General features: G+C 38.4%; 20 protein-coding genes and 1 pseudogene. 4 read left to right on the top strand and 17 right to left on the bottom strand.

All coding sequences use genetic code 11. The features are described 5' to 3' along the window. A pseudogene (locus V7266_RS03950) lies at positions 1-261 on the top strand (hypothetical protein); the annotation flags it as partial. Positions 262-330: 69 nt separating this feature from the next. On the opposite strand, the gene V7266_RS03955 reads toward V7266_RS03950, so the two are convergent. Next, complete coding sequence (locus V7266_RS03955; protein WP_335465977.1) at positions 331-2,004, bottom strand: ABC1 kinase family protein; 1,674 nt, start codon at positions 2,002-2,004, stop codon at positions 331-333. 77 nt (positions 2,005-2,081) lie between these two features. Beyond that, complete coding sequence (locus V7266_RS03960; protein ID WP_335465979.1) at positions 2,082-2,357, bottom strand: AbrB/MazE/SpoVT family DNA-binding domain-containing protein; 276 nt, start codon at positions 2,355-2,357, stop codon at positions 2,082-2,084. A gap of 244 nt (positions 2,358-2,601) precedes the next feature. Between V7266_RS03960 and V7266_RS03965 the strand changes: the two genes are divergently transcribed. After that, complete coding sequence (locus tag V7266_RS03965; protein ID WP_335466103.1) at positions 2,602-2,685, top strand: YjcZ family sporulation protein; 84 nt, start codon at positions 2,602-2,604, stop codon at positions 2,683-2,685. 72 nt (positions 2,686-2,757) lie between these two features. Here V7266_RS03965 and V7266_RS03970 read toward each other — a convergent pair whose 3' ends face one another. From V7266_RS03970 to V7266_RS04000, 7 genes are all read right to left on the bottom strand, one after another. Continuing rightward, positions 2,758-3,165: a disulfide oxidoreductase gene (locus tag V7266_RS03970; RefSeq protein ID WP_335465981.1), complete on the bottom strand. Its 408-nt coding sequence runs from the start codon at positions 3,163-3,165 to the stop codon at positions 2,758-2,760. Further along, positions 3,158-3,871 carry a DsbA family protein gene (locus V7266_RS03975; protein ID WP_335465982.1) on the bottom strand — a complete coding sequence of 238 codons (714 nt, stop codon included), beginning with the start codon at positions 3,869-3,871 and terminating at the stop codon, positions 3,158-3,160. The genes V7266_RS03970 and V7266_RS03975 overlap by 8 nt, the downstream gene beginning before the upstream one ends. Positions 3,872-4,012: 141 nt before the next feature. After that, the gene (locus V7266_RS03980) at positions 4,013-4,654 is read right to left on the bottom strand and encodes a YesL family protein (RefSeq protein ID WP_335465984.1); all 642 of its coding nucleotides are present in this window, start codon (positions 4,652-4,654) and stop codon (positions 4,013-4,015) included. A 117-nt stretch (positions 4,655-4,771) separates the two neighbouring features. Beyond that, positions 4,772-7,051, bottom strand: coding sequence for a beta-L-arabinofuranosidase domain-containing protein (locus V7266_RS03985; protein ID WP_335465985.1), 2,280 nt, complete (start codon positions 7,049-7,051; stop codon positions 4,772-4,774). Positions 7,052-7,165: 114 nt separating this feature from the next. After that, positions 7,166-8,029: a carbohydrate ABC transporter permease gene (locus V7266_RS03990; protein ID WP_420491318.1), complete on the bottom strand. Its 864-nt coding sequence runs from the start codon at positions 8,027-8,029 to the stop codon at positions 7,166-7,168. Positions 8,030-8,145: 116 nt separating this feature from the next. Then, a complete protein-coding gene (locus V7266_RS03995; protein WP_335466106.1) occupies positions 8,146-9,084 on the bottom strand; it encodes an ABC transporter permease in 939 nt (312 codons plus the stop codon). A 114-nt stretch (positions 9,085-9,198) separates the two neighbouring features. After that, positions 9,199-10,821, bottom strand: coding sequence for an extracellular solute-binding protein (locus V7266_RS04000; protein ID WP_335465987.1), 1,623 nt, complete (start codon positions 10,819-10,821; stop codon positions 9,199-9,201). A 465-nt stretch (positions 10,822-11,286) separates the two neighbouring features. Here V7266_RS04000 and V7266_RS04005 point away from each other — a divergent pair, with 465 nt between their 5' ends. Next, positions 11,287-12,186: an AraC family transcriptional regulator gene (locus V7266_RS04005; protein WP_335465989.1), complete on the top strand. Its 900-nt coding sequence runs from the start codon at positions 11,287-11,289 to the stop codon at positions 12,184-12,186. 123 nt (positions 12,187-12,309) lie between these two features. Here the strand turns inward: V7266_RS04005 and V7266_RS04010 are convergent, their stop codons facing one another. Then, positions 12,310-13,251: a family 43 glycosylhydrolase gene (locus V7266_RS04010; protein WP_335465990.1), complete on the bottom strand. Its 942-nt coding sequence runs from the start codon at positions 13,249-13,251 to the stop codon at positions 12,310-12,312. 331 nt (positions 13,252-13,582) lie between these two features. Here V7266_RS04010 and V7266_RS04015 point away from each other — a divergent pair, with 331 nt between their 5' ends. Next, the gene (locus V7266_RS04015) at positions 13,583-16,138 is read left to right on the top strand and encodes a LamG-like jellyroll fold domain-containing protein (protein WP_335465991.1); all 2,556 of its coding nucleotides are present in this window, start codon (positions 13,583-13,585) and stop codon (positions 16,136-16,138) included. A 46-nt stretch (positions 16,139-16,184) separates the two neighbouring features. On the opposite strand, the gene V7266_RS04020 is transcribed toward V7266_RS04015, so the two are convergent. From V7266_RS04020 to V7266_RS04050, 7 genes are all read right to left on the bottom strand, one after another. Then, positions 16,185-17,126 (bottom strand): ArsR/SmtB family transcription factor, encoded by a 942-nt coding sequence (locus V7266_RS04020; RefSeq protein ID WP_335465993.1) that lies wholly within the window; start codon positions 17,124-17,126, stop codon positions 16,185-16,187. Positions 17,127-17,256: 130 nt separating this feature from the next. After that, positions 17,257-18,105, bottom strand: a complete 849-nt coding sequence (locus tag V7266_RS04025; protein ID WP_335465994.1) for an MBL fold metallo-hydrolase — start codon at positions 18,103-18,105, stop codon at positions 17,257-17,259. Positions 18,106-18,149: 44 nt separating this feature from the next. Continuing rightward, entirely contained in the window at positions 18,150-19,124 is a 975-nt protein-coding gene (locus V7266_RS04030; RefSeq protein ID WP_335465996.1) for an aldo/keto reductase family protein, read from the bottom strand. Between the two features lie 33 nt (positions 19,125-19,157). Then, entirely contained in the window at positions 19,158-20,534 is a 1,377-nt protein-coding gene (locus V7266_RS04035; RefSeq protein ID WP_335465998.1) for an MATE family efflux transporter, read from the bottom strand. A 96-nt stretch (positions 20,535-20,630) separates the two neighbouring features. Next, positions 20,631-21,596, bottom strand: a complete 966-nt coding sequence (locus V7266_RS04040; protein WP_335466000.1) for a glycoside hydrolase family 43 protein — start codon at positions 21,594-21,596, stop codon at positions 20,631-20,633. Between the two features lie 39 nt (positions 21,597-21,635). After that, the gene (locus tag V7266_RS04045; protein ID WP_335466003.1) at positions 21,636-22,586 is read right to left on the bottom strand and encodes a glycoside hydrolase family 43 protein; all 951 of its coding nucleotides are present in this window, start codon (positions 22,584-22,586) and stop codon (positions 21,636-21,638) included. A gap of 41 nt (positions 22,587-22,627) precedes the next feature. Further along, complete coding sequence (locus tag V7266_RS04050) at positions 22,628-23,680, bottom strand: aldose epimerase family protein (protein WP_335466005.1); 1,053 nt, start codon at positions 23,678-23,680, stop codon at positions 22,628-22,630. Positions 23,681-23,825 lie beyond the last annotated feature (145 nt).

Below are 23,825 nucleotides of genomic sequence, written 5' to 3' on the forward strand. Positions count from 1 at the left end.
GAGCAAAGACAGCAACAAGAAGTCGCGAACAAAACGCTTACCCACGAGCAGGCTGTACAGATTGTTAAAGAACATCTAAATATTAAATCGAGCCAAAACGTAAAAATTGTTTATGACCATGATGCAGCAAACGGAGATTACATTATCAAAGTTTACGAATTTGTAATTGATAATCCGAGCACAGGAGAAGGTCATACTGCTACCTGGGGCTGGTATGGCGTGAACAAACAAACGAAGGCTGTTTATGACGCAATGAATTAGAAGACGAACATTAAGGCTGACCCAAAGCGATAGCAGGGCCAGCCTTTTTAAATGGTAAAAATACTAGTTCTATTCTTTCACGAACGGCGGTCTTGGATGTACCCTTATTCGTTTCGTGTTTGGTCTCATCCTAGCCTGTAAAAGGGTAAATAAGCCTCCCCCAGCCATCATCACAACTCCTAAGGTTTGATTCTGTGACAGGATCTGTGAACCAGCGATTAATATCCCTGCTCCTAAAACAGCCAAGACTATTTTCCTTGTTTGAGCTGACTGTTGATTAAGGATTTTTTTTTCAAACGATTTAGATGGCTGAATGCGCAGCTCTCCAGATTCTAATTGATTTATTAGCGTGAAAACCTTCCGGGCGGCCGGGATTACTTGAAAAAACATATTTTTGACTTGGTCAATCGCTGTATCCTTTGCAGGATTAGCGCTATTACTTTCCATTATATCTTCTACATATGGTTTTGTATTTGCCACGATATCAAAATCCTTATCCAGACCACGACAAATACTAAAAACCGTCATTATCGCCTTCCCTAAAAAAGTCATCCGTGATGGAATCTGAAACGGCTGCTCATATAAAAATTCTCGCAGCTCTTCAAGAAAACCATTGTTACTAATTTTTTCGAAGTTAAAACTCCCCTCAGAGAATCCGGACAGAATTACCTTAATATTTTGGGCTAATAGTGACCGGTCAGCATTTTTTTTTAAAAAACCAAGCTCATGAAAAGCTTCAACAATTCCGCCCGCATCCTTCAGATAAATGGACATGGCCAGCTTGATCATATTTTCCTTCATCAAATCAGAGATGGTTCCAACCATACCAAAATCAATAAAGCTGAGCGTACCATCCTGCTTTACCAATAGGTTTCCCGGATGGGGGTCGGCATGAAAGATTCCATCTTCCAGCAGCTGCTTTAAGTAAGACAGATACAAAATGGACGCTAATTTCTTCTTACTAATAGAAGCTTCCTCAAGATGGGCCATTTCATTAATTTTGACACCTTCGATGAACTCCATGACTAGTACTTTCCTTGTTGTCAGCTCCCAATAAACCTTCGGGGTCGTAACACCCGGAAACTCCTGGAACGATGTTTGGAAGTCCTCGAGATTTTTTGCCTCTTTCTGATAATCTAGTTCCTCCGTGATGACTTCCTCAAACTCTTGATAAACATCCTTTAAATCTACAAATTTGCCAATCTTGGTAAAACGACTGGCTAGAGAAGTTAACACCTTCAATGTTGCCAGGTCCAATGCTACGGTCGCTTCAATTCCTGGGCGCATCACTTTTACAGCAACGTTCTCACCATTTTTCAAGACAGCTCGATGTACTTGTCCAAGTGATGCCGCAGCAATTGGTTTTAAATTAAAGGAGGTAAACAGGTTAAAAACTGTACCTGACAATTCCTCTTCAATCCGGCTGACTGCTAATTCGACTGGCACGGGTGCGACTGAATCTTGAAGCTGTGATAGTATATCTGTATATTCTTTAGGCAAAATATCTACCCTTGAACTGACAAACTGGCCCAGTTTAATAATCAAACCGCCCATATTGACAGCTGCTTCAGTAAATTTGTTTGCTTGAGAAGCATAGACCGCTCTGTACCTTTTAGCGGAGGTCTCTTTATGTAAAAATTTCTTCGTTTTTCCCAGCCACCAAAATTGCATAAGGAACCCTGCAAACATAAAAAAGGTGGTCCTAAATCTTTTGTTGAACAGTAAGCGCATCATTTCACGCATTCTTGTCCTCCCCTTTCATCTCTAGCCCCACGGGACAAGCCTGCGTGGTATACTGATGGACTCATTCATAACGTTAACTATTCCTCCTTATCCTCTTCCTCTACTTCTGTTTCGGTCTTATCAAATATCTCTTTCGCTATTCTTTCAAATCGCTTGGAATTGTTAAAAAAGAAATTAGCAAACTTATTCATGATTTCTGAATTAACAAGAATAACCGTACCTTTCCTGGCATCACCAAAGACAACAAATTTCTCCCCTGTTTTGATTCCTAATTCCTCTCTTGCTTCGGATGGAATGACCACTTGTCCTCTTTCTCCCATACTGGTAGTTCCAAAAATTTTCCCATGATTCATATTTATCACTCACCTTTCCTTTGTAGGATACATCATACTTTTCATACCAACTATGCCTTTCACACAATGTAAATATGACAATTTTATGGCAAAAAAAGCGGCCCTGTAACGCATGCACAGGACCTTCTTCAGACAGGGATAAAGTAACTATTTTGATGATTTTTTCTAATTCTATGCACTTGTCCATTTCACCTTCCCTGTCTCCTTCATAAATTATATTAAATCGAGAAAGGAGGTGGATTACATGAGCGGACACAGCAGCGGCTTCGCTTTAATTGTTGTATTGTTTATTCTTTTAATCATCGTTGGTGCATCTTGGATGTACTAATTTTTGATTAAAACCTTCTAAGAAAAAAGGAGCGAAAAAAAATTAATTTTTTCGCTCCTTTTTATTATTCCATTAAGCTCTTTGCCTGCGAGCTAGGATTAATAAGCTGACAGTTATCAGTGTAAATGCAATAAATGCCAATATTGGGATGGTGATAAATCCTAGCCAGTTTATGTAATCCTTAGAACATGGTACACCGGTTGTACACATTTCAAATTGCTGTAAATACGGGATCTTCTGGAGCAGGGTATGGTACCCAGAAATCAGCATCCCAATGATTGACAATGGGAGAACATACCGATATATCCCCTGGTCATTTCGATAGAAGGCAACACCTAGAATAATCGTTAACGGATACATAAAGATGCGTTGATACCAGCAAAGGGTACAAGGAATAAAGTGCATAACTTCACTAAAATAAAGACTGCCAAGTGTAGCGATGATGGCCGCCACCCAGGACAGCAGCAACGGCTTATTCATTTTGGTTCCCCTTTGCCGCTTCCTCTACCATTTTCTTTAAGTCATCGATGGTTTGACCACTAAACATTTCCCCGTTTACAAAAATGGTTGGCGTACCGGTTACGCCCAATTTTTCAGCGTAATCCATATCCTTGTTCCAAGCAGCATCACTATCTTTTGCTTGAAAGTTTTTGACAACCTTAGCCACTTCTTGGTCGCTTGCAACTTCTTTCAATGTATTGGTTAAAAATTCCTCTGTAAAAACATCCATTTTTTCATATTTAGAATCCGTTGGTTGTTTTTTATAAAGGAGCTCATGAAATTTCCAAAATGTCTCATTTCCCAATTCCTTAAAGACCGATTCAGCAAATTTAGCTGATCGAATCGAATCAGTATTAATAAAGGAATCGTTCATAAAATAAAATTTTGCTTTTCCGGTGTCAACCAACTCTTTTTCAATAACAGGTACCACATTGGTGGCAAAGTTCTTACAATTTGGACATTTATAATCACCAAATTCAATAATCGATACTGGTGCCTTCTTTTCTCCAAGATAAGGCTGATTCGTATAATCAATTTTACTTACTTCGGTCGTTTCTTGTTTTTTGTTATGATTACCTAAAAAGATAAACGCTGCAAGACAGACCACCACTAATCCAATGACCCAAAAGGTAAACTTCGCTGATGAATTACTACCACTTTTCTCATTTTTCTTTTTATTAGCCATATATTAGCTCCTTTATCTTTCACTACTACTTTTAACATCCTATACCATTAAATTTTACTAAACTGAAACGATAATGCAAATAAAATAGTTTGGCTTCACAAATGAACAGAAGCACCCGTCAAATGGCGAGTGCTTCGTTATTTATAGGGGCAGATATTTTTTACTAACATGAGATAAATGATCACTAGCTCCGGAAAGCTCCATTTTTCGAAAGACACGGTTACAAAGAAAAAAATTAACATACGCTCCTATACTAAATAGAATTAAAGTAAAAACAGGCTGGTACATTAGTACAGCTACAAGTAAGATAAACACACCCATCATAATCAAGGTAATCGGAAAGTTGGCAATCGCCATAAAAAAGGAACTGGTAATGGCTCTCTTCCAAGTCATTTCATAATGGGATATAACTGAAAACAAATAGGCAGAAGTACCTGTAAACAATAAGCTTATTAATAATAAAGGTATCAATATAATGAATCTTGCACCCGTTTGGTCTTGATTCAAATAAAAATAATTCAAATACAATATTACCGATATGACCGTCCAAATTAGGCCGATGAGAAAACTTTGTTTAAAGTTTTCTCTAAAGTATCTGAAATAATTTCTAACTACACTTGTATCCTGATGGAGCTGCCATTGCCGGACAACACTAAACATAGCTGTCGTTGCAGGTACTATGGTAACTATGGGAAGGCAAGAAAGAATCCAGAAGATATTCAATATAAAAAGATTGGAAAGCCGATCAACTACCGCGTAAAATCTCGTATCTAATATATTCATTTCTACCACCCAATTCTATTAAAGTTTTTATATAGATTCTCCTACACATTTTATACAGGCAATATAGAGATGAGAACCTCCACAATATGCTCTCATATTAATAGTTCTAATCCATCCTTAACCCAATATAGAGTTTAAGATTCGAACCCCATAGACTCCGCCTGCTGCCTTGCCTTCACGAGATTGAAATTTAACTTCAACCTTTTGCTTCTCTTTAGTCAATGATAATGGGATTTTATAGTACATTTCAAAAAGACCATCTGCATGTTTTCCAGTTAGTTTTTGTGAAGCGATTAAATGTCCATTAATCAGAATTTCAAATTCACGTTCAAATACTTTCCCATCTGCGAAAAGTGTCTTATCACCACCAAAGTAGGTCACTTGCAGATACATTTGCTTATCTTTCTCTACCTGCATTTCATAACTGAAAAATCCTTCCCCACGGCTGTCACGCCAAGACCTTTCGACCACATTAAAGTAACCGGTGTTGGAGTTGCTGCTTTGAATTCCATGTTCAATTTCCGGCTGTTGTTCACCAGGCTGGACCACATCCACAGTAATGGCTCTTAATCGTTCAAGTTCTTCTTTTTCTTTATCTACAAACGTTTTATAAGCTTCTTCATTCATTAGATTCCAATATAGGGTATAACGCTGATGATGCAGATCGTAAAACGGAATAAGAGTCACTTTCCTATTACCAGGCTGGCCGACCTCTGTCGTTTCAAACGTTAATAGTTCTCCCTCAACAGGTTTGATCCAGTCAGTCAAATTTCCTTTGTCAGCAACAAGACTTGGCACATCAATTATTGGATAATTATTTAATTTTAGGTGATCTTCCAAAATATCCGTTTCCGGGAAGTTCTCTCTGCCCAGAGCCCCGGCCAATACTACAGGTCCGTACATAATTCCCACTTTTTTTGGATTATCTTTTGCGGTATAAGTATGAAGACCGATAGGAAGTGAAAATTCAATCGTATCTCCACTACTCCATTTTCTTCCAATTTCAAGATAGCCATTTTTTTCATTAGCAGCTGCTTTAACACCATTCACCAAGACGGTTATGTCACCATTCACCCAAGACGGAACCCGGATATGGACGTTTAGGAATGCGTCTTTCGCTTCTTCAAAGGATAACCGCACATGATTGGACCTTGGGAAATCTGTTTCTTGTTTAAGCTTTATCTTCTTTTCTTCTATTACTAGTTCAGAAGCAATAAATAAATTAACAAATAAATCTTCATGATTTTTATAGAAAATGTTTCTTGTATAACGAGCAGGATTTTCCATTCCTGTCCCCGTACAGCACCAGAATGAGTTATCGTGTGAACAATAGATTTTAAAATGACCTGGCTGTGTACTTACAAAATAGGTCTTCATCCCTGATTCAGGGTCCTGTGAGGCAAGGATATGATTGTATAGAGCCCTTTCATAGTAATCCATATATTCACTCTTACGATCCCAAGCGAATAAGCGCTCCGTTAGTTTCAGCATATTGTAGGTATTACACGTCTCCGCAGTTGTGATCCCCAGTGTTTCCTTATTAATAGGTCCAAAATGTTCACCTATACTGTTCCCGCCAATAATATAAGAACGGTTTTTGGTTACTTCATCCCAGAAGAAAACGGCCATGTTCTTGTAATTTTCATCTCCAGTTATTTCATATAGCTTTGCAGCGCCGATTACTTTTGGTATTTGAGTGTTAGCATGTTTCCCCTCTAGTTCATCCAGGTTTCTTGAAAGAGGCTCCAAGATCGCATTGTGGCAAAATCTGATAGCAAGCTTTAAATAATCTTCATTTTTAGTAATCGTATAGAGATCGGCCATTGCCTCATTCATTCCACCATGTTCACAAATAAGCATTCTTTGGAACTGCTCCTCATTGAGGTTATCTGTTCCTTTCTTTGCCCAATTTGCGAGCCTAGTCACAACCTCCAATGCCTTTTGGTTACCCGTTAAACGATAAACATCTATCAGCCCCGCATAGATTTTATGAATACTGTACCAAGGCACCCAGCCGCCAGCTAGACTGAAATTTTCCACTTCAAAGTCTCCTGTATAGACTTTATCAAAATAGCTGCGTGTAAAGCCGCTCACATATCCACTGTCATCAAGGCTTTGTACGTAAGCTAATTCGCTGACGGCATAGTCCATTTTTTGTTTTAATTGATCATCTTTTGTGACTGCGTACATCGTAGCAGCGGCTGAAAGCCAATGCCCAATGGAATGCCCGGCAATTGGAGTAGATTCCCAGCCGCCATAACGAGGTTTTTTAGGAGTTTGGGAGGCCGCTTCGTAACAAGGCGCCACTAGCCGGTCAACGTCGAGATATATCAAATACTCCTTGCCCTTTTCTTGTGACTCTTTAAAAATCCCATTTAATAATGTAACGTTTTTCATTATGTATTCTCCTTCAGTGTCTTTATAGAATAATATTTGTATAGCTATCGATCGAATCGATAGCTATACGCTAACAATATACTGAAGCATGTCGCTTGTTTTTAATCCTCTGTCTCATCCCTTTACAGAACCAATCATTACGCCCTTTTCAAAATATTTTTGGATAAATGGATAAACAAGTAAGATTGGTAAGGTGGAAACAATTATAACAGCATATTTCACCTGGTCTGCATACTTTTGGGCGTATCCGCCTGCTGCACCACCAGATCCTGCCCCTTCAGAGAATACTTGGTTGGATACAAGAATATCTCTAAGGACAATTTGAAGCGGCTGCAAACTGTAATCACGAATGTACACAAGCCCAGTAAAGAAGTCATTCCAGTGCCCAACTAAATAATAGAGCCCGACAACTGAAATTACCGCTTTTGATAGAGGCAGTGCCACCTTTCCAAAAAATTGAAAATGGGTACAGCCATCCATTTGTGCTGCTTCAAACAGCTCTTTTGGTAAAGACGATTCAAAAAACGTTCGTGTGATAATAAGGTTAAATACATTCACAGAGAAAGGAATGATAAAAACCCACATGGTATTTGTCATATGCAAGTCTTTCATTAACAAATAGGTTGGAATTAATCCTCCATTGAAAAACATGGTAATGATGAAAATAATCATGATGACACGTCTTGCCTTGAATTCTTGTCTTGATAGGACATAGGCTGCCGGCAAGGTAAACAATAAATTAACAAACGTTCCTAGGACGGTGTAAATAATGGTATTCTTATAGCCCACCCAAATCCTTGAATCATGAAAGATTTCCTTATATCCAAATAAACTAAATCCTTTCGGAATAAGTGTTACTTGACCAGTTGAAACAAGTGTAGAATCACTGACAGAGGCAATAACAACGAAATACAGCGGATAAGCAATGATTAAAAATACACAAGCAGATAATACCAAGATGATAGAATCAAAAATGATATCTGAAGTGGATTTACCTTTTTTAAAAATCCCCACGACTTTTCCTCCTTACTGGGGTTTAGTATGCCATATGCTGATTCTCTATTAGGGTCACTGTTTGAACCAAAATAAGACATTTACCACAGGCTGATATTGGAGAACCTCTTGGCAATAAAATTCATGCCTATTAAGAAAATAAAATTTATCAGAGTATTAAATAATCCAATGGCTGCAGAATAACTAAATTGGTTAGAAATAATACCAATCTTATAGACATAGGTCGCAATAACCTCAGATACTGGAAGATTCAATGGATTTTGCATTAAAAAGACTTTTTCGAATCCTGTGTTCAGAACATTCCCCATACTAAGAATAAAAAGGATAATCATAGTAGGAATAATAGCGGGCAGATCGACATACCGAATCGTTTGCCATCTGCTTGCTCCATCAATTTTAGCAGAGTCATATAATTGAGGATCTACACTTGATAGGGCTGCCAAATAGATAATACTGTTCCAGCCACAATGCTGCCATATATCAGAAAGTACATAGACTGGAATAAACGCCTTAGTTGACCCTAATAAATCGATATCCCCAAGGCCGATTGAATTCATTAAATGTCCAATTATACCGGTATTTGGAGACAATAAAACATTTAACAAACCTACCATAACTACCGTTGAGATAAAGTGCGGCAAGTATACAGTCGTTTGTAAGGTTTTCTTTGACTTCTTCCAAACCACCTGATTAATAATCAAAGCTAAAATAATCGGGGCAGGAAACCCTAGGATTATGGATGCTAAACTAATAAAAACCGTATTTGTCATTAAATCCTTGAACGCGTAATTATGGATGAATTGGTCAAAGTAATAGAATCCCCGCCATTCTCCTCCAGTGAGCCCCTTTGAAAAATCAAAATCACGAAAGGCTAATTGGATTCCATACATGGGGATATAGTTAAATATAATGATGACCGCAATAGCTGGCAGTATCATAATCCATAATTGATAGTCTCGTTTTAAAGCATTTAATAAACTTGTTTTCCTAGATAATCGTGTACTTGGTACACTGGGCATATTCCCACTGATTTTCTTGGTTTCGGGGTTCAAAAAGGCCACAAAATGATACCTCCTTTATTTTAAAAAGATGCTACACCACTCTACGGTGATATAGCATCTTCCTATAAATGTTTACTTTTGACTGCTCATATATTTGTCGTAGTTTTTTTGCATAATTTTAAGGTTGTCTTCTAAACCTGTTTTCTTAACATTTTTCAAATAGCCATCCCACTCTTTTTCAATGCCGCCTTTAGTGATCCACTGTGAAAATTTAGCTTTGGCTAAGGTATCAAGGTTCGTATTGTTTAAACTTAATTTGGAATTGTCCTCTTTACTGTATTTCATAAACATACTAGGTAGAAGGTCTTTATTCTTATCGATTGAATTTAAAACAGGATCTAGAGGTTCTGTTTGTTTACCCACAGATTGCATATCAGTTCCGAGAGTTAATTTTAAATCATCGGAAATATACATTGGTCCGTTATCAGCCCAAGTAGAAGTCCATTTCCATGTACCCGGATCCATTTTCGAATCTTGCGGCTGTAATACCTTGTATGTACCGTTCCCGTTATCCGCAATATTGGTGCCTAGTGAACCAAATAACACCTGCATACTTACTTTCGGATCATACAATTCATTAATAAATTTCAATACTGCATCTTTATGCTGACTCTTCGCAGATACCGAAACCATGTTTGCACCATAGTTTAATGCATTATAATCGTAGTCCCAAGATAACTTAGCGGTAGAATCAGCAGATACCTTTAGTTGTGGCATTGAAGTATATTGAGGTGCCAATTGGTTACCAAATCGGTCTGTCACTTCCCAGCCCCAGCTAAATCCAACCTTTGCAACATCCCCAGTACCACGAGCAACGGATTGAAATTTAGTGTAATCCTGAGTAAACACTTCCTTATTAATTAAGCCTGCTGCGTAGCATTTGTGCAAAAATTCAATTAATTTTTTGTATCGCTCATCCTGAAGATAGTTTTTAACCTTGCCATTTTCCACGAAGTAACCAAAAGGAGCGGCATCTGTTAAAGTAATTCCCTCGCTTCCAAGCAGCATGGAAGGTGTAAAGAATCCGGCATAGTTTGCTCCAAAGTCCATTGGGATTTCATCTTGCTTTCCATTGCCGTTAGGATCTTTTTCCTTAAACGCTACCAAAACATCATATAATTCATCCCATGTTGTCGGCATCTTCATCCCGACTTTGTCTAACCATTTTTGGTTAATAAACATCCTGGTTGCAGTACCAGGCCAGAATCTTTGGTACTTAGGAAGACCATAAATATTCCCATCAAGTTGTGTTGCAATTCCTTTTGTTTCAGGTTTTTCTTCAAACATTTTCTCAACATTTGGAAGACTCTTCATATCATCAGATAAATCCTCAAATAAGCCATTATACTGGACAAAGTCTGCGTCAGTAATGGCGTTTGGTCCTACAATTAAGTCAGGAATATCGCCGCTGGCAAGTAAGGTCCCCTTTTTCTGCCCCCAGTCAGCAGTAACCTGCTGCCACTTAATTTCCACACCAGCACGTTTTTCTGCTTCTTTTAACCATTCCATTTTTGAAAGATCTTGTGTTAACGGATGTTTTGTAATAAGGGCCGTTAATTGTACCTTACCATCTTTTGTTGTACCGCCGCTTGCTGCCTTTCCATCCGTAGATGCTTTATCATTGGAACAAGCAGCTAATACAGATGCAGATAATGACAGTGCCAAAAAACCTTTTACAAACTTTTTCTTTCTCATATGATTTCTCCTTTTCTATGAATTATAGAAACAATCTTTATGTTTTCTTGTAGAATTGCCCATATAAAATTTTACTACCTGTACAAAAAACCTCTACAATTGGTTTCTCTGTTACCCCTTTCAAAATCATCGTCACGTAGTCATTGCTCTTCAAAAGCAGATCAAATAAATGGACTTTCCTGACTAAAGTCAACAGTCTTTATTCCATTAATAATGGTTATCCTTCACTTCCGAAATATACCTCCCCTATTATAGTCTTTTTATTTCTTCCGCCCTCAATCGTGTTGTAAACACTTACATTCATTGATTTAAGAATAACATTGGGTCAGTATACTGTCAGTAACCAACAAAGTATATTTAGTGGACAAAATTGACTATATAAAAATATATAATTATGATAGTGTAATAAGTAAATATAGGAAGAATAGGGGAATGATATCTTTCAGGAATGAAGAGGAGAAATTTATGACAGAATACCTAAAAATGAATGTTAGCTCCCCAATTGAATTTGTTCTTGGTGGTAAATTAATTTCCACTGAACCTTTTACTCATATGAAACGAACAATGCCTCTTTGCGAAATTATCATTGGCATAAATGAAATACTATATATGGAATGTAATGGGATAGAGTATGAGGTTAAACCGGGTGATGTGTTATTTGTGCTGCCAAATCAGCTTCACCTAGGCTATAAGGAGTGCCAGGCAGGACTTTCCTTCTATTGGTTTCATGTACTTTTGCCGAACGATCTAACAATAATGGATGAGATGTCTATGGGAAACCAAGCTAGAATCCTTCAATCTAATCCTTACGCCAAGGAATCAAATCATTCAATATTATTACCCATCTATTCAACCCCAAAACGGATTGATAGAATCAATATCTTATGTAATCAAATATTGGATGTAGCACATGCAAACTACTTTAATCGTTATGCAGCCAGTTATCTAACCACCTCTTTACTTATAGAATTATCCGAACAAACCATTACTAACTTTCAGGACCCTTTAAATAGCACGTATTCAGACAGCAAACTCGTAAAAATATTAGAATGGATTCGTGTAAATGCATTGGATAATAATATTTCCACTAACTCTATTGCTAAAACCTTTAATTATAATAGGGATTATTTATCTCGTTTTTTTAAAACTAATACCGGCATGAACGTACAAGAATATATCCATATTCTTAAATTATCAAAAGCTAAAGATTTACTCATTAGCACAAATATGAATATTGGAAAAATCGCCCACTTAATCGGAATTAATGACGAAAGATATTTTATGCGACTCTTTAAAAAGTACGAAAAAGTTACTCCAACCGAATATCGACAAGCCTATCATCGGATACCCTTGAATAGGGAGTAAAAGCTATTATACTTAGATACATAAACTTACTTTATTACTGAGGATTTCAAAATGCCTTAAAAACAGCAGACTAAAAACTCACCAAAAGACAGTTTTGGTGAGTTTTTCTACTTTCACATAAACTTAAATATGCGGCCATCCATCTTCTCCCCAATATAATGGTCGAATTTGCAAGGTTGGTTTTCCTTTTTTCAAGGCATCGTAGGCGTGATTCACAAGGAGGCTCGAGTTTCCAGAAAAGTAGACCGCACAATGACCAGGACCTATCCAGCGCTTATCTCCTGCATCAATCAACGTTCCGCCTCCTTCCATCATCGATGTCCCGTCTTTATCAAAATATGGTCCGGTAATCTCCTTCGCCCTGCCGACAACAATTTTATACGTACTTTCAATACCGCGGCAGCAAAAATCAAACGATACAAACTGATAATAATATCCTTCCTTATATACAATAAACGGTGCTTCAATTGTATTAGGCTGTTCCATTCTACTTGAAATAGACAGTAATTCGGCGTTTTCAGCCAACTTCATGGTTTCAGGATCTAATTTAATCAGCTTAATTCCAGACCAAAAAGAGCCAAAATTCAACCATGGCTGGCCAGCCTCGTCAAATATTAAATTGGCATCAATACAATTATAATCATCTGATTCAGTCGAATGGATCACATGTCCCCTGTCCTTCCACTCATATTCTGGATTTTCGGGATTAAGCGTTGTATTGGTTACCAAACCAATGGCAGAAGTATTTTTTCCAAAGGTCGAGACAGAGTAATAAATATAGTAAACACCGTTATGGAAATAAATGTCCGGTGCCCAAATACTATCTTCGTCCTTTTCTGGTACATATTCCTTTGTCCACTCTGGCAAGGAAGTAAAAATAGGACCGACTTGCTTCCATTTGACTCCATCTTCTGAAGCTTTTATTTGAATACCGCTTCCTGTATGAAATACATACCAACGAGAATCTTCCTTTGCAATTACCGGATCATGTGCCCATAAATCGCCTTGTAATTTCCAATCAATTTCATAAAAGTTAACACCTCCAAAATGTTCCGTCTTAACCATGTAATTTCCCATCCCTTTCGTAAATATTTCAATTAACTAGTTAATAGTAATATTATCAAAAAAAATTTATAAAAAGTAGGGAATCTTGATGATTTACAATAAATTTCTAGTTTTCTTCTATTTGCATCCCTATTACTATCTATTACTAAATGAGTTAAAAGACCCATGAGGATTTCATTAATTTATATTATTATTAATATATTAATACTTTTGCTAATGTTACAGCGATTTGTAAGCGGTTAAATTCCGGTCTATTCATTGGTTAGGTGGTGTTTCTTACTAGAAATGAGTTTAACAATTTTTAGAATACATAACGAGAGGAGAAATTTTTATGAGTAAACGCATGTTTCAAAAATTTGCATTTATGTTCCTAACACTCCTATTAATGATTCCAAGTGCTGCCTTTGGGGCGGATACAATTCAATCCGATCCAAAGCCTAGTGAGAATAGCAATAAACCCAACCTTGACTATCCAAGTGAGGATCCTCATTTTCAAAATGTATCCGTACATGACCCTTCCATTGTAAAAGATGGTGATACGTTTTATGTGTTCGGTTCCCATATTGAGGCCGCCAAATCAACTGATTTAATTCACTGGCAAACCTTTACGAATGGTTATACAACGCCAAACAATGTTATATATGGAGATTTATCAAAGAATCTTTCTGGTTCTTTTAAATGGGCCGGTGAAAACGATTCAGATAGTAAAGGCGGCTTCGCGGTTTGGGCCCCGGATGTTTTCTTTAATAAAGACTATGTAAATAAGGACGGTAAAAAAGGAGCCTACATGATTTATTATAGTACTTCCTCTACGTATATCCGTTCTGCGATTGGCTTTGCCGTCTCACAAAATATTGAAGGCCCTTACGAATATGTAGATACCATCGTATATTCTGGTTTTACAAAAAATGATGCGAAGGATGCCAACAGTATTGTGAATAAGAAGTGGACCAATACAAATATTAAGCAGCTTGTCGATAACGGTACATTAGAAGGTCCAAGCGATGATTGGTTTAATACGAATGGATCTTACAATAATTATAATTATCCAAATGCCATTGATTCCACTGTGTTCTATGATAAAGATGGAAAACTGTGGATGACTTACGGATCCTGGTCTGGCGGAATTTATGTACTGCAAATCGACGAAAAGACAGGTAAGGCCATTTATCCTGGCAAGGAAAGTAAGACAGCCGACGGCCGCCTGGTTGACCGTTATTTCGGAACAAAAATTGCTGGCGGCTATTACAAATCCGGTGAAGGTCCTTATGTAATCTATGATAAGAACACTGACTACTATTATTTATATGTAACGTATGGCTGGTTAGGGGCTGACGGAGGCTATAACATGCGACAGTTCCGTTCTAAGAGCCCAGATGGTCCTTATGTAGATGCTTCCGGACAAAATGCCGTTTTACCAAGTGATGTTGCAAATACTCCTTATGGAAATAAAATCATGGGGAACTTCTTATTTGAACGAAAAGTTGGCGACTCTGGAACAGGAATCGGTGTAGGCTATCTTTCTCCAGGACACAACTCTGTTTACTTAGATCCGAAAACTGGGCAGCAATTCTTGATTTTCCACAGCCGCTTTCCACAATCAGGAGAGTATCATGAAGTCCGTGTTCACCAGATGTTTATGAATAAAGACGGCTGGCCAGTGGTTGCGCCGTACCGCTACACAGGTGAAACTTTAGACAAGGTGAATAGACAAGACCTCATTGGGGAATATCAATTTATTAACCAAGGAAAAGATTATTCAGCTGCGATTAATAAATCTGTTTACATTCGATTAAATGAGGATGGTACAATTACTGGTGATGTAACTGGTTCATGGAAGAAAACCAGCCACACCTTAGCGGAATTAACTATCGATGGGCATACTTATAACGGTGTATTTGTCCGAGAGTGGGACCCTGTTTCAAAGAGTAATGTAATGACATTTACTGCCCTTTCAAACGAAGGAATTTCCGTTTGGGGAAGTAAACTGGCAGATAAAACTGACAAGGAAGTAGCAGCAGATGTTGTAAATGATTTAAATCTCGGTGACACTGAGAACGTTATTTCTAATTTGACACTTCCAACAGATGGTACCCGGCACACAACAATCTCCTGGGAAACTACAAATGCAGATGTTGTAACGAATACTGGGGTTATTACTCGTCCAGAAGCAGGTTCAGAACCTGTTACAGCTACCCTTACGGCAACGATTACTAAAGGGGCTGTAACCGACCAAAAAGTCTTTAACATTAAGGTACTTCCCTATCAAGAGGCAGCCTTAGCAGCTCAATATTCCTTTGAAAATAACCTTGATGAGAAAACGGGTACTTTTGGGCCAGGAAGCATTACTGGTAATCGAATTGATAATACGGGCGGGACTATTTCTTACGCTGCTGGTAAAAGCGGCGAAGCGGCCGTCTTTAATGGTGCCTCTGGTATTCGCTTACCAAACGGATTAATCTCAAGCAACCAATATTCTGTATCACTATGGTTAAAACCTGAACAATTAACCATGTATACCACCACCTTCTTTGGCGCAACAGACCCTAACAACTGGGTCAGTCTTGTTCCAAATGGTCCAGCCGGCGGGAACACGATGGTCTGGTCTGGCAGTGCCAAATGGTACGATGCTTCTTCAGGGTTAAAGATTAAGACCGGTGAATGGACACATTTAGCATTTACTGTTGATAACGGAACGATTAAGGTGTACGTGAACGGTGTTGAAAAGTTTACAGGTACAAACTTCTCGAATATTTTTACGACAAACAATGCCAGCTTCAGCCTAGGAGTCAACTGGTGGGATACCCCATTCAAAGGCTTAATGGATGAATTGAAGGTTTATAATGGGGCCCTTACTCCTGGACAGGTGACAAAATTAGCTCAATAGTTTTTCATAAAAAATCGTATGGATATCCTGTATCCATACGATTTTTTTATGAAAGTTTTTCTGTCTCTTCTTTGGTTAATTCACTATCTTTGTAATAGAGGCGGAAACGCATATCTTGATTATAATTGCCAAAGCCAGTTCCAAATAGAGTAACCCCGCCGACATTTTGGCTCTCTTCAAGGACGGCAATCCGAAATGTCCATTGCTTCTCACGAATGTTTACATCATCAAGACTAACATCTGATATCTTTAGTCCATCAATATAGGTACCGTCAGATGTTATGCGGAGCCGTTTAAGCAATCCATATTGATTAACTTCACTAGGCCACCAGTCAGGTGTAAATTTACCTCTGCTATCGCCGAAATCTCCGGGACTTGTCCATTTCCCTAATACGACATTATTTAGGTAAAAATGGATATCAGATGGCCAATTACTGTTCGTAAATGGTGCTTCAGATGAAAGCTCTAAGGAAATTTCAAGTTCGCTTGGGTCTTGATTGCCCAGCAGGAAGTTAGGAAGCTTATATTCCACATACCCTTTCCCAAACCACAAGATTTTGGCACTCATTCTGTCAGTATGGAGAAAGTATCTTGGATCGTCAAATTCTCCAATAATCCTGTCAGTGGTGGCAATTCCACAAGTTGGTTCGATGGAAAAATCAGTATAGTGACCAACTGACACTTCTGTTTCATGAAATTTCTTTAGTTCACGTTCCTTTGAAGGAAATAATACTTCCATTTTTTCAGTCACAAGATAACACTTTTTTTGTAGTCCGCCTTTACCAGAGATTAATTCCGTCTGGATGATTCCTGCCTTCTCTAATTTCTTAACATGCATAGTCATGATCGCACTGGTAAGTTCTAAGCTTTGTGCAAGTTCCTTTACATTTCTAGGCTGTTCAGCCAAAAGGTGAATAATTTTCATTCTCACCTTACTTGCAAGCGCTTCAAAAACAGGAAGTGATTGTTCAGATATATCTAAATTCATGAAGTAACTCCACCTTAATAATAATTAATAAATTTATTAATNNTTCCTATATTTACAATATTGGACGGTAAATTTTATTAGTAAAACTAAAGAAAAAGAGCACGCAATGTCTGCATGCCCTTTAAAATAGTTATTTATGATAAATAAATCTTTCACCTGGAACCATCATATGGAATTTTTGGTTTGGATATTGGTGATATAAGTAATCGACAAAATAAGCAGGATTCTCGCGGTTATTTGGAAACATATCAAAATGAATGGGAACAATTAGATCTGTCCCAACGGTTACAGAAAAGTCAGCGGCTTCTCTAAAACTCATGTTCCCAACAATTCCTCGGGAAGTGCGGAAATAATCTCCTCCATTTATTGGCAAGAATGCAATATGCGGTCTAAAATCCTTTACTTTTTCAATCAGTTCTGGTGTCACTACTGTATCTCCACTGTGAAATAGACGAATACCGTTGACCTCTATGAAATACCCTAAGAATTGATGATTTCCAAATGAATCTGTTTCGTATTCCGTATGGGCCGCAGGAATGGGTGTAATCTTGAAACCTTTAATAGAAAAAGATTCACCATGATGGGCTGCATGTATATATTTATTTTCCACATGTTCTTGAACTAACGAGATATGCGGTGCTGGGATTGCAAACACGGAGTCTGAGACTCTTGCAATCTCTTTAATACTTGCTAGATCTAAATGATCATCGTGTCCATGTGTAACTAAAACACCAGCTAAGTCTCGAAGCTTTGCCGGGGAAACAACCGGTGGAAAAGCTCTCTTAAATTCAGTCTTCGGGTCCCGTTCTTCAATACTCTTGCTTAAATAAGGGTCGATACAAAGGAGCCCGTCATCTTCTGTTCCCTTTAGGAGGATACCGGCTTGACCTAAATTCCAAAAGGAAACAGATTCTCCGTAAATCTTTGTCTTCCTCACCTCATTCATTAATTCTTCTCCACTTTTATAAATAGCTACCATAGATTCCACCTTTTTTCTATTAAAATAGTTTAATACAATGTCATCTACCTTAACGGAGCAAAATCTTTTACTACATTAAGTATGTTTTCGATTGCATCCAATACATCCTGAGTTAATACTAGATCAACCGCTTTAACATTTTCCTCCACTTGCTGTGGACGGCTGGCCCCAATAATTGCTGAACTAATACTAGGATGCCGAAGAATCCAAGCGAGTGCCAGCTGACTTAATGTTACACCTAACTCTTCAGCCACACCATTCAATTGCTGCACACATTCGAGAACATCATTTCTGAAATAGCTATTAATGACCCAGTTAGTCGAATCATTCGCTGCCCGACTGTCTTCAGGCTTTTCTGTATTAGGTTTATACTTCCCTGTTAAAACCCCTTGGGCTAACGGTGAAAAGACAATTTGTCCAATACCTTTTTCCGTACAAACCGGCAAAACTTCCTTTTCTATGTATCTCTCAAACATGTTGTAGATTGGCTGATTTGAAATAATCGGCCTTAAGTGATTGGCCTTACCAATACCCACCGCGTTTTCAATTTGGGCGGCACTCCATTCACTTACTCCCGCATATAATATTTTCCCTTGCCTGATTAAATCATCTAAAGCATATAGTGTTTCTTCAACTGGTACCTCTAGATCAAAGCGATGACATTGGTACAAATCAATATAGTCCAGGCCGAGCCGCTTGAGACTAGCGTCACATTGTTCAATGATATGCTTCCTTGATAGACCGCGTTCATTTGGCCGATCCCCCATTGGGAAGAAGAGTTTCGTAGCAACCACATAACTGCTTCTCGGATAGACCTTTAGTGCTTCGCCTAGGACCTCCTCCGCCTTTCCTCCTTCATAGGCATTAGCTGTATCAAAAAAATTAATACCTAATTCATATGCTTTATGAATGCAGTCATGTGCCGTACTGTCAGAGACAGCCTTCCCATAGGTTAACCAGCTTCCTAAACCAATTTCACTAATTTTTAAACCACTATTTCCGAGTCTCCGATATTTCATATTACTTTCCTCCATTTTAAGTTTTTTCCTAGATTAGGAACTTATAACTTTAGATTTTTGATTTACCACTAATACTTTCTTCTCCCATGCCCTGCTCTTCCATCTAAAGAACATAACTATACCTCTAGACCATTCATCTACGATAAAGGCAGTCCATACTCCAGATAAACCCAGCCCAAAATGGATTCCTAGGATATAGGATATTGGAACAGCAAGCCCCCACATGGGGAGAACCCCCATTTTAACAGTAAAAGCAGCATCCCCAGTAGCCCGAAGTGAATTGACCCCAATTAAATTAAAGGTTCTTCCTGGTTCAAGGATTAAACATAATAATAGTAACGTGCTGCCTGTATGAATAATTTCTTTATTATGCGTAAATAAACTCATTAAATCTTGTCTGAAAAAAGCAATAAAAATCGAAACTAAAATAGAGATGACAAAGCTTGGTTTAAGACTTTTGTATAATTGCTGATAGGCTCCTTCATAATTCCCCGCTCCAACACGGTATCCTATTAAGATTTGTGTACCCTGCCCCAGTGCTAATCCAAACAACATTATAAAGGACATTATATTCCAAGTATAAACACGAGTTGATAAGGCTGCTGCTCCAAGAATAGCAGTAATAGCAGTCATTGCCATTTGGCTGGTATTATAACTAATCTGCTCCCCTGCAGCAGGTATGCCAACTTTTAAGATTTTTTTAATAATTGTCCCATCGATATCCAGATAATCTTCCCGTTTAATTCTTATGGGCAGCCGCTTGTACAAGAGTATAAACCCAATAATGAGAGCCGATGCTCTGCTAAAGGCTGTTGAGAGAGCTACCCCTTTCACTCCCAATTCAGGGAATCCTAATAACCCGTAAATAACGATACTGTTACTAGTTAAATGGATCACATTCATGCTAATTGATACAAACATGGCCTCTCTTGTGAATCCATTTGCCCTAAGAATAGAGGAAACAGTAATTAAGAGTGCTTGTAAAAATAAGGTACCGCCAACAATGGAAAGATACTCGTATCCTATTGCGGCAAGATGCTCTTTAAGATGGAATAACTCTAATAGAGGTCCCTTAAAGATTATCATTAAACAGCTTACTACTAAGCCAATTACCAGATTGATTGATAAAGAGAGTGCAGCTGCTTGTTTAGCGCTTTCCCTAAAGCCAGCTCCTAAATACTGTGAAATAAGAACAGCTGTCCCAGTTGCAGTAAAACTAAATATCAAAATGCAAAAAAACACAAGCTGATTGGCGACTCCAACTGCTGCGACAATATCATCAGAAATATGAGACAGCATAATGGTATCTGTACTCCCCATGATCATTTGCAGCAGCAATTCAATAAAAATGGGCCAGGTAATTGCGAGTAACGTTATATTTCTATGATTTTGCTCGATTGAATTTCCCATAATTAATCTTCACTCTCTACTGAAAAAGATTCATATCAAAGAAAAGATATGAACCTTTTTATCTGTAACTATTTAATCTGTGCACATTCCTGTTGCTTAGTTAGGAGAACCAAGGCTTGGAGTACCATCCAGATTCCAAGTAAACTCTTTTGCACAAGTGTGGCGATTTGGATCATAAAGTGGATCGCCCACAATTTCTGTATAGTTTCTTACATGATAAACAAGAATATCCTTGCTTCCATCTTCAGAAACTGTGAAGCTGTTATGTCCTGGTCCGTATTGGCCAGCTTCATAATTGGTTTTAAATAGCGGTGCTTTCGATTTGCTCCATGAATTGGGGTCCAACACATCACTTGATTCATCTGCAGTCAGAAGACCCATGCAATAATTCTCATCGGTTGCACTCCCGGAGTAGGAAATAAAAATCTTCCCGTTTCTTTTTAGTACGGCTGGCCCTTCATTTACCCAGAACCCAATGGTTTCCCAATCATATTCCGGCTTAGCAATCATTACCTGCGGCCCTTTAATCATCCAAGGGTTTTCTAATGGAGCAATATATAAATTAGAATTGCCGCGGATGTTCGGATCCTTTTGTGCCCAGACAAGATATTGCTGGCCCTTATGCTCGAATGTTGTGGCATCTAATGCAAATGATTCCCAATCGGTTTTGATCTGCCCTTTTTCCTCCCATGTGCCTTCTAATGGGTTAGCGGATTTATTTTCAATGACAAACATGCGATGTTGAAAAAGTCCATCGATTATTTCCTTTGATGGTGCAGCAGCGTAATAAATGTACCAGCTGCCGTTAATATAATGAATTTCAGGTGCCCAAATCAGAGCACTCAATGATCCTGTTTCATGCTTTTTCCAAGCGGTAACAGGTTCTGCATCAGCTATACCCTGGATGGTTTTTGAACGTCTAACCTCGATACGGTCATATTCAGGAACAGATGCGGTAAAGTAGTAATATCCATCCGTATGTTTATAAACCCATGGATCCGCTCTCTGCTCGATAATCAGATCCTGTGCTGTTTTTGCCTCTTCGATTGTTACTTTTACCATCGTAATCTTCCTTCCAAACATGATGTCGGCAATACATTGTTATTTTGCATCGGCAACTGGCACACCAAAATTGGGTGTACCATCTTCGTTCCAAGTAAACACTTGAGCCCGAGTATGGCGGTTTGGATCCCATAATGGGTCGTCCTCAATATCCCGATAGTTACGAGCATGATAAATCAGAATATCTTGGCTTCCGTCTTCTGATACCGTGAAACTGTTATGTCCAGGTCCGTATTGACTATTTTCTACATTTGTTTGAAATACAGCTGTTTCTGATTTTTCCCACGATGCAGGGTCTAATAAATCACTATTTTCATCTGTAGAAAGGAGGCCTATACAATAATTGTAATCTGTGGCACTTGCAGAATAGCTAATGAAGATCTTCCCGTTTCTCTTTAAGATTGCCGCACCTTCGTTTACTAAAAAGCCAATGGTTTCCCAATCATACTCGGGCTTTGTAAGCATCACTTGAGGTCCTTCGATTGTCCATGGATTGACCATTTTAGCAATATAAAGATTAGAGTTTCCGACAATTTTAGGATCTCTTTGGGCCCATACATAATATCTTTGCCCCTTATGCTCAAATGTCGTAGCATCCAGAGAGAAAGACTCCCAGTCCGTTTTTACTTGACCCTTTTCTACCCAAGTTCCTTCAAGCGGGTTCTCGGAATCATTTTCAATAACATACATCCGATGGTCAAAAATCTCATCTGCCCTCGCAGCCGCATAATAGATGTACCATTTCCCATCAATATAATGAATTTCAGGTGCCCAAATATTGGCGCTCATTGGGCCTTCTTCATGTTTTCTCCAAGCAATAACAGGTTCTGCCTCACCCAAACCTTGGAGCGTAGCTGACCTTCTGACTTCAATCCGGTCATATTCCGGAACGGAAGCAGTGAAATAATAGTATCCATCCTTATGTTTATAAACCCATGGATCAGCGCGCTGCTCGACAATGGGGTTATTTAATGTTTCAACCTTAGACATAATTAATCACCTTTCTCTCGATCTATATTACTTTAACCAATTTATTTAGCTGCAACTCCGAATTTATACTTGGTTACAGTTGTGTACTCTTGGTCTTTTTCTAAGACCCAGGAAGGAAAGTTCGGATGGTGAATCGCGTCAGGCAGCCCTTGCGTTTCTAAACAAATTCCGAGGTATTTACGAGATGGGACACCGTAAATCTCGCCTTCTTCTTTCATTTGATTTCCAGAGTAAATTACCACTCCTGGCTCATCGGTTTCAATGGTCAATGTACGTCCGCTCTCGGAATCTGTAAGAATAATTTCTTGGTCATGGTTGGATGATAGCAAAAATGGATGATCATACCCATTTCCTGCTAAAAGGTTTTGTGGATGACTTGATTCTACACCTGCTAGAATCAAGCGTTCACTAGTAAAGTCAAATGGTGTTCCTTTAACGTCTAGCAACTCTCCAGTTGGAAGTAACTCATCATTTAATTCTAGGAATTTCTCACTCTTAATTTTTAGAGAATGTTTAAGCACATCGCTTTTAATATCTCCGCTTAGGTTAAAATAGGAATGATTGGTCATATTTAATAAAGTCTTTTCATCTGAGATTCCTGAGTAGTGGATGGTTAGTTCATTCTGATTATTAAGTGTATAAGTTACCTTTATCGTTACATTTCCTGGGTAACCCTCTTCACCATCAGGGCTCAGGTAGGAAAATTGAACACTCACTTCTTCGTCATTCTCTATTACAGAAGCATTCCAAATCACCTTATCGAGCCCTTTATTCCCCCCATGGAGATGGTTGTTGTTTTCATTTTTTGCGAGGGTATAGGTTTTTCCGTCAAGTTCAAACGATCCGCCCTTTATACGGCCGGCTACACGTCCGACAACTGTACCGAAGAAATAACTTCCCTTTACATATTCTTCTAAACTGTCATATCCCAAAACAATGTTTTCATAGTTCCCGTTTTTGTCAGGAGTGATAATTTTTGTAATAATACAACCGTAATTAATGCATGTTAGTTCCATACCGTGGTTGTTAACTAGTGTATAAGAATGAACCGTTTGATCATTTAATTGACCGAACTTTTCTTGAATAACCTTCATACGAATCCTTCCTTTCTTACCTTTGTTAGAAAAGCGCAAGCGCCTTGGTCAGCCCCGACAAGCATAAGACGAGCCGGCCGAAAGGTTGCTTTTTAACCTTTTGGACGGATTGGCTTATGACCTCGAGGGGCTAGGCGCTGGAGCT

Source organism: Neobacillus drentensis (genome assembly GCF_036965645.1).
In the GTDB taxonomy this organism is placed as follows: domain Bacteria; phylum Bacillota; class Bacilli; order Bacillales; family Cytobacillaceae; genus Neobacillus; species Neobacillus drentensis_D.

Bases quoted from the DNA above. Each gene is read 5' to 3' on its own strand.
- V7266_RS03955 (WP_335465977.1), bottom strand. From the start codon at position 2,004: ATGCGTGAAATGATGCGCTTACTGTTCAACAAAAGATTTAGGACCACC.
- V7266_RS03960 (WP_335465979.1), bottom strand. From the start codon at position 2,357: ATGAATCATGGGAAAATTTTTGGAACTACCAGTATGGGAGAAAGAGGA.
- V7266_RS03965 (WP_335466103.1), top strand. From the start codon at position 2,602: ATGAGCGGACACAGCAGCGGCTTCGCTTTAATTGTTGTATTGTTTATT.
- V7266_RS03970 (WP_335465981.1), bottom strand. From the start codon at position 3,165: ATGAATAAGCCGTTGCTGCTGTCCTGGGTGGCGGCCATCATCGCTACA.
- V7266_RS03975 (WP_335465982.1), bottom strand. From the start codon at position 3,871: ATGGCTAATAAAAAGAAAAATGAGAAAAGTGGTAGTAATTCATCAGCG.
- V7266_RS03980 (WP_335465984.1), bottom strand. From the start codon at position 4,654: ATGAATATATTAGATACGAGATTTTACGCGGTAGTTGATCGGCTTTCC.
- V7266_RS03985 (WP_335465985.1), bottom strand. From the start codon at position 7,051: ATGAAAAACGTTACATTATTAAATGGGATTTTTAAAGAGTCACAAGAA.
- V7266_RS03995 (WP_335466106.1), bottom strand. From the start codon at position 9,084: ATGCCCAGTGTACCAAGTACACGATTATCTAGGAAAACAAGTTTATTA.
- V7266_RS04000 (WP_335465987.1), bottom strand. From the start codon at position 10,821: ATGAGAAAGAAAAAGTTTGTAAAAGGTTTTTTGGCACTGTCATTATCT.
- V7266_RS04005 (WP_335465989.1), top strand. From the start codon at position 11,287: ATGACAGAATACCTAAAAATGAATGTTAGCTCCCCAATTGAATTTGTT.
- V7266_RS04010 (WP_335465990.1), bottom strand. From the start codon at position 13,251: ATGGTTAAGACGGAACATTTTGGAGGTGTTAACTTTTATGAAATTGAT.
- V7266_RS04015 (WP_335465991.1), top strand. From the start codon at position 13,583: ATGAGTAAACGCATGTTTCAAAAATTTGCATTTATGTTCCTAACACTC.
- V7266_RS04020 (WP_335465993.1), bottom strand. From the start codon at position 17,126: ATGAATTTAGATATATCTGAACAATCACTTCCTGTTTTTGAAGCGCTT.
- V7266_RS04025 (WP_335465994.1), bottom strand. From the start codon at position 18,105: ATGGTAGCTATTTATAAAAGTGGAGAAGAATTAATGAATGAGGTGAGG.
- V7266_RS04030 (WP_335465996.1), bottom strand. From the start codon at position 19,124: ATGAAATATCGGAGACTCGGAAATAGTGGTTTAAAAATTAGTGAAATT.
- V7266_RS04035 (WP_335465998.1), bottom strand. From the start codon at position 20,534: ATGGGAAATTCAATCGAGCAAAATCATAGAAATATAACGTTACTCGCA.
- V7266_RS04040 (WP_335466000.1), bottom strand. From the start codon at position 21,596: ATGGTAAAAGTAACAATCGAAGAGGCAAAAACAGCACAGGATCTGATT.
- V7266_RS04045 (WP_335466003.1), bottom strand. From the start codon at position 22,586: ATGTCTAAGGTTGAAACATTAAATAACCCCATTGTCGAGCAGCGCGCT.
- V7266_RS04050 (WP_335466005.1), bottom strand. From the start codon at position 23,680: ATGAAGGTTATTCAAGAAAAGTTCGGTCAATTAAATGATCAAACGGTT.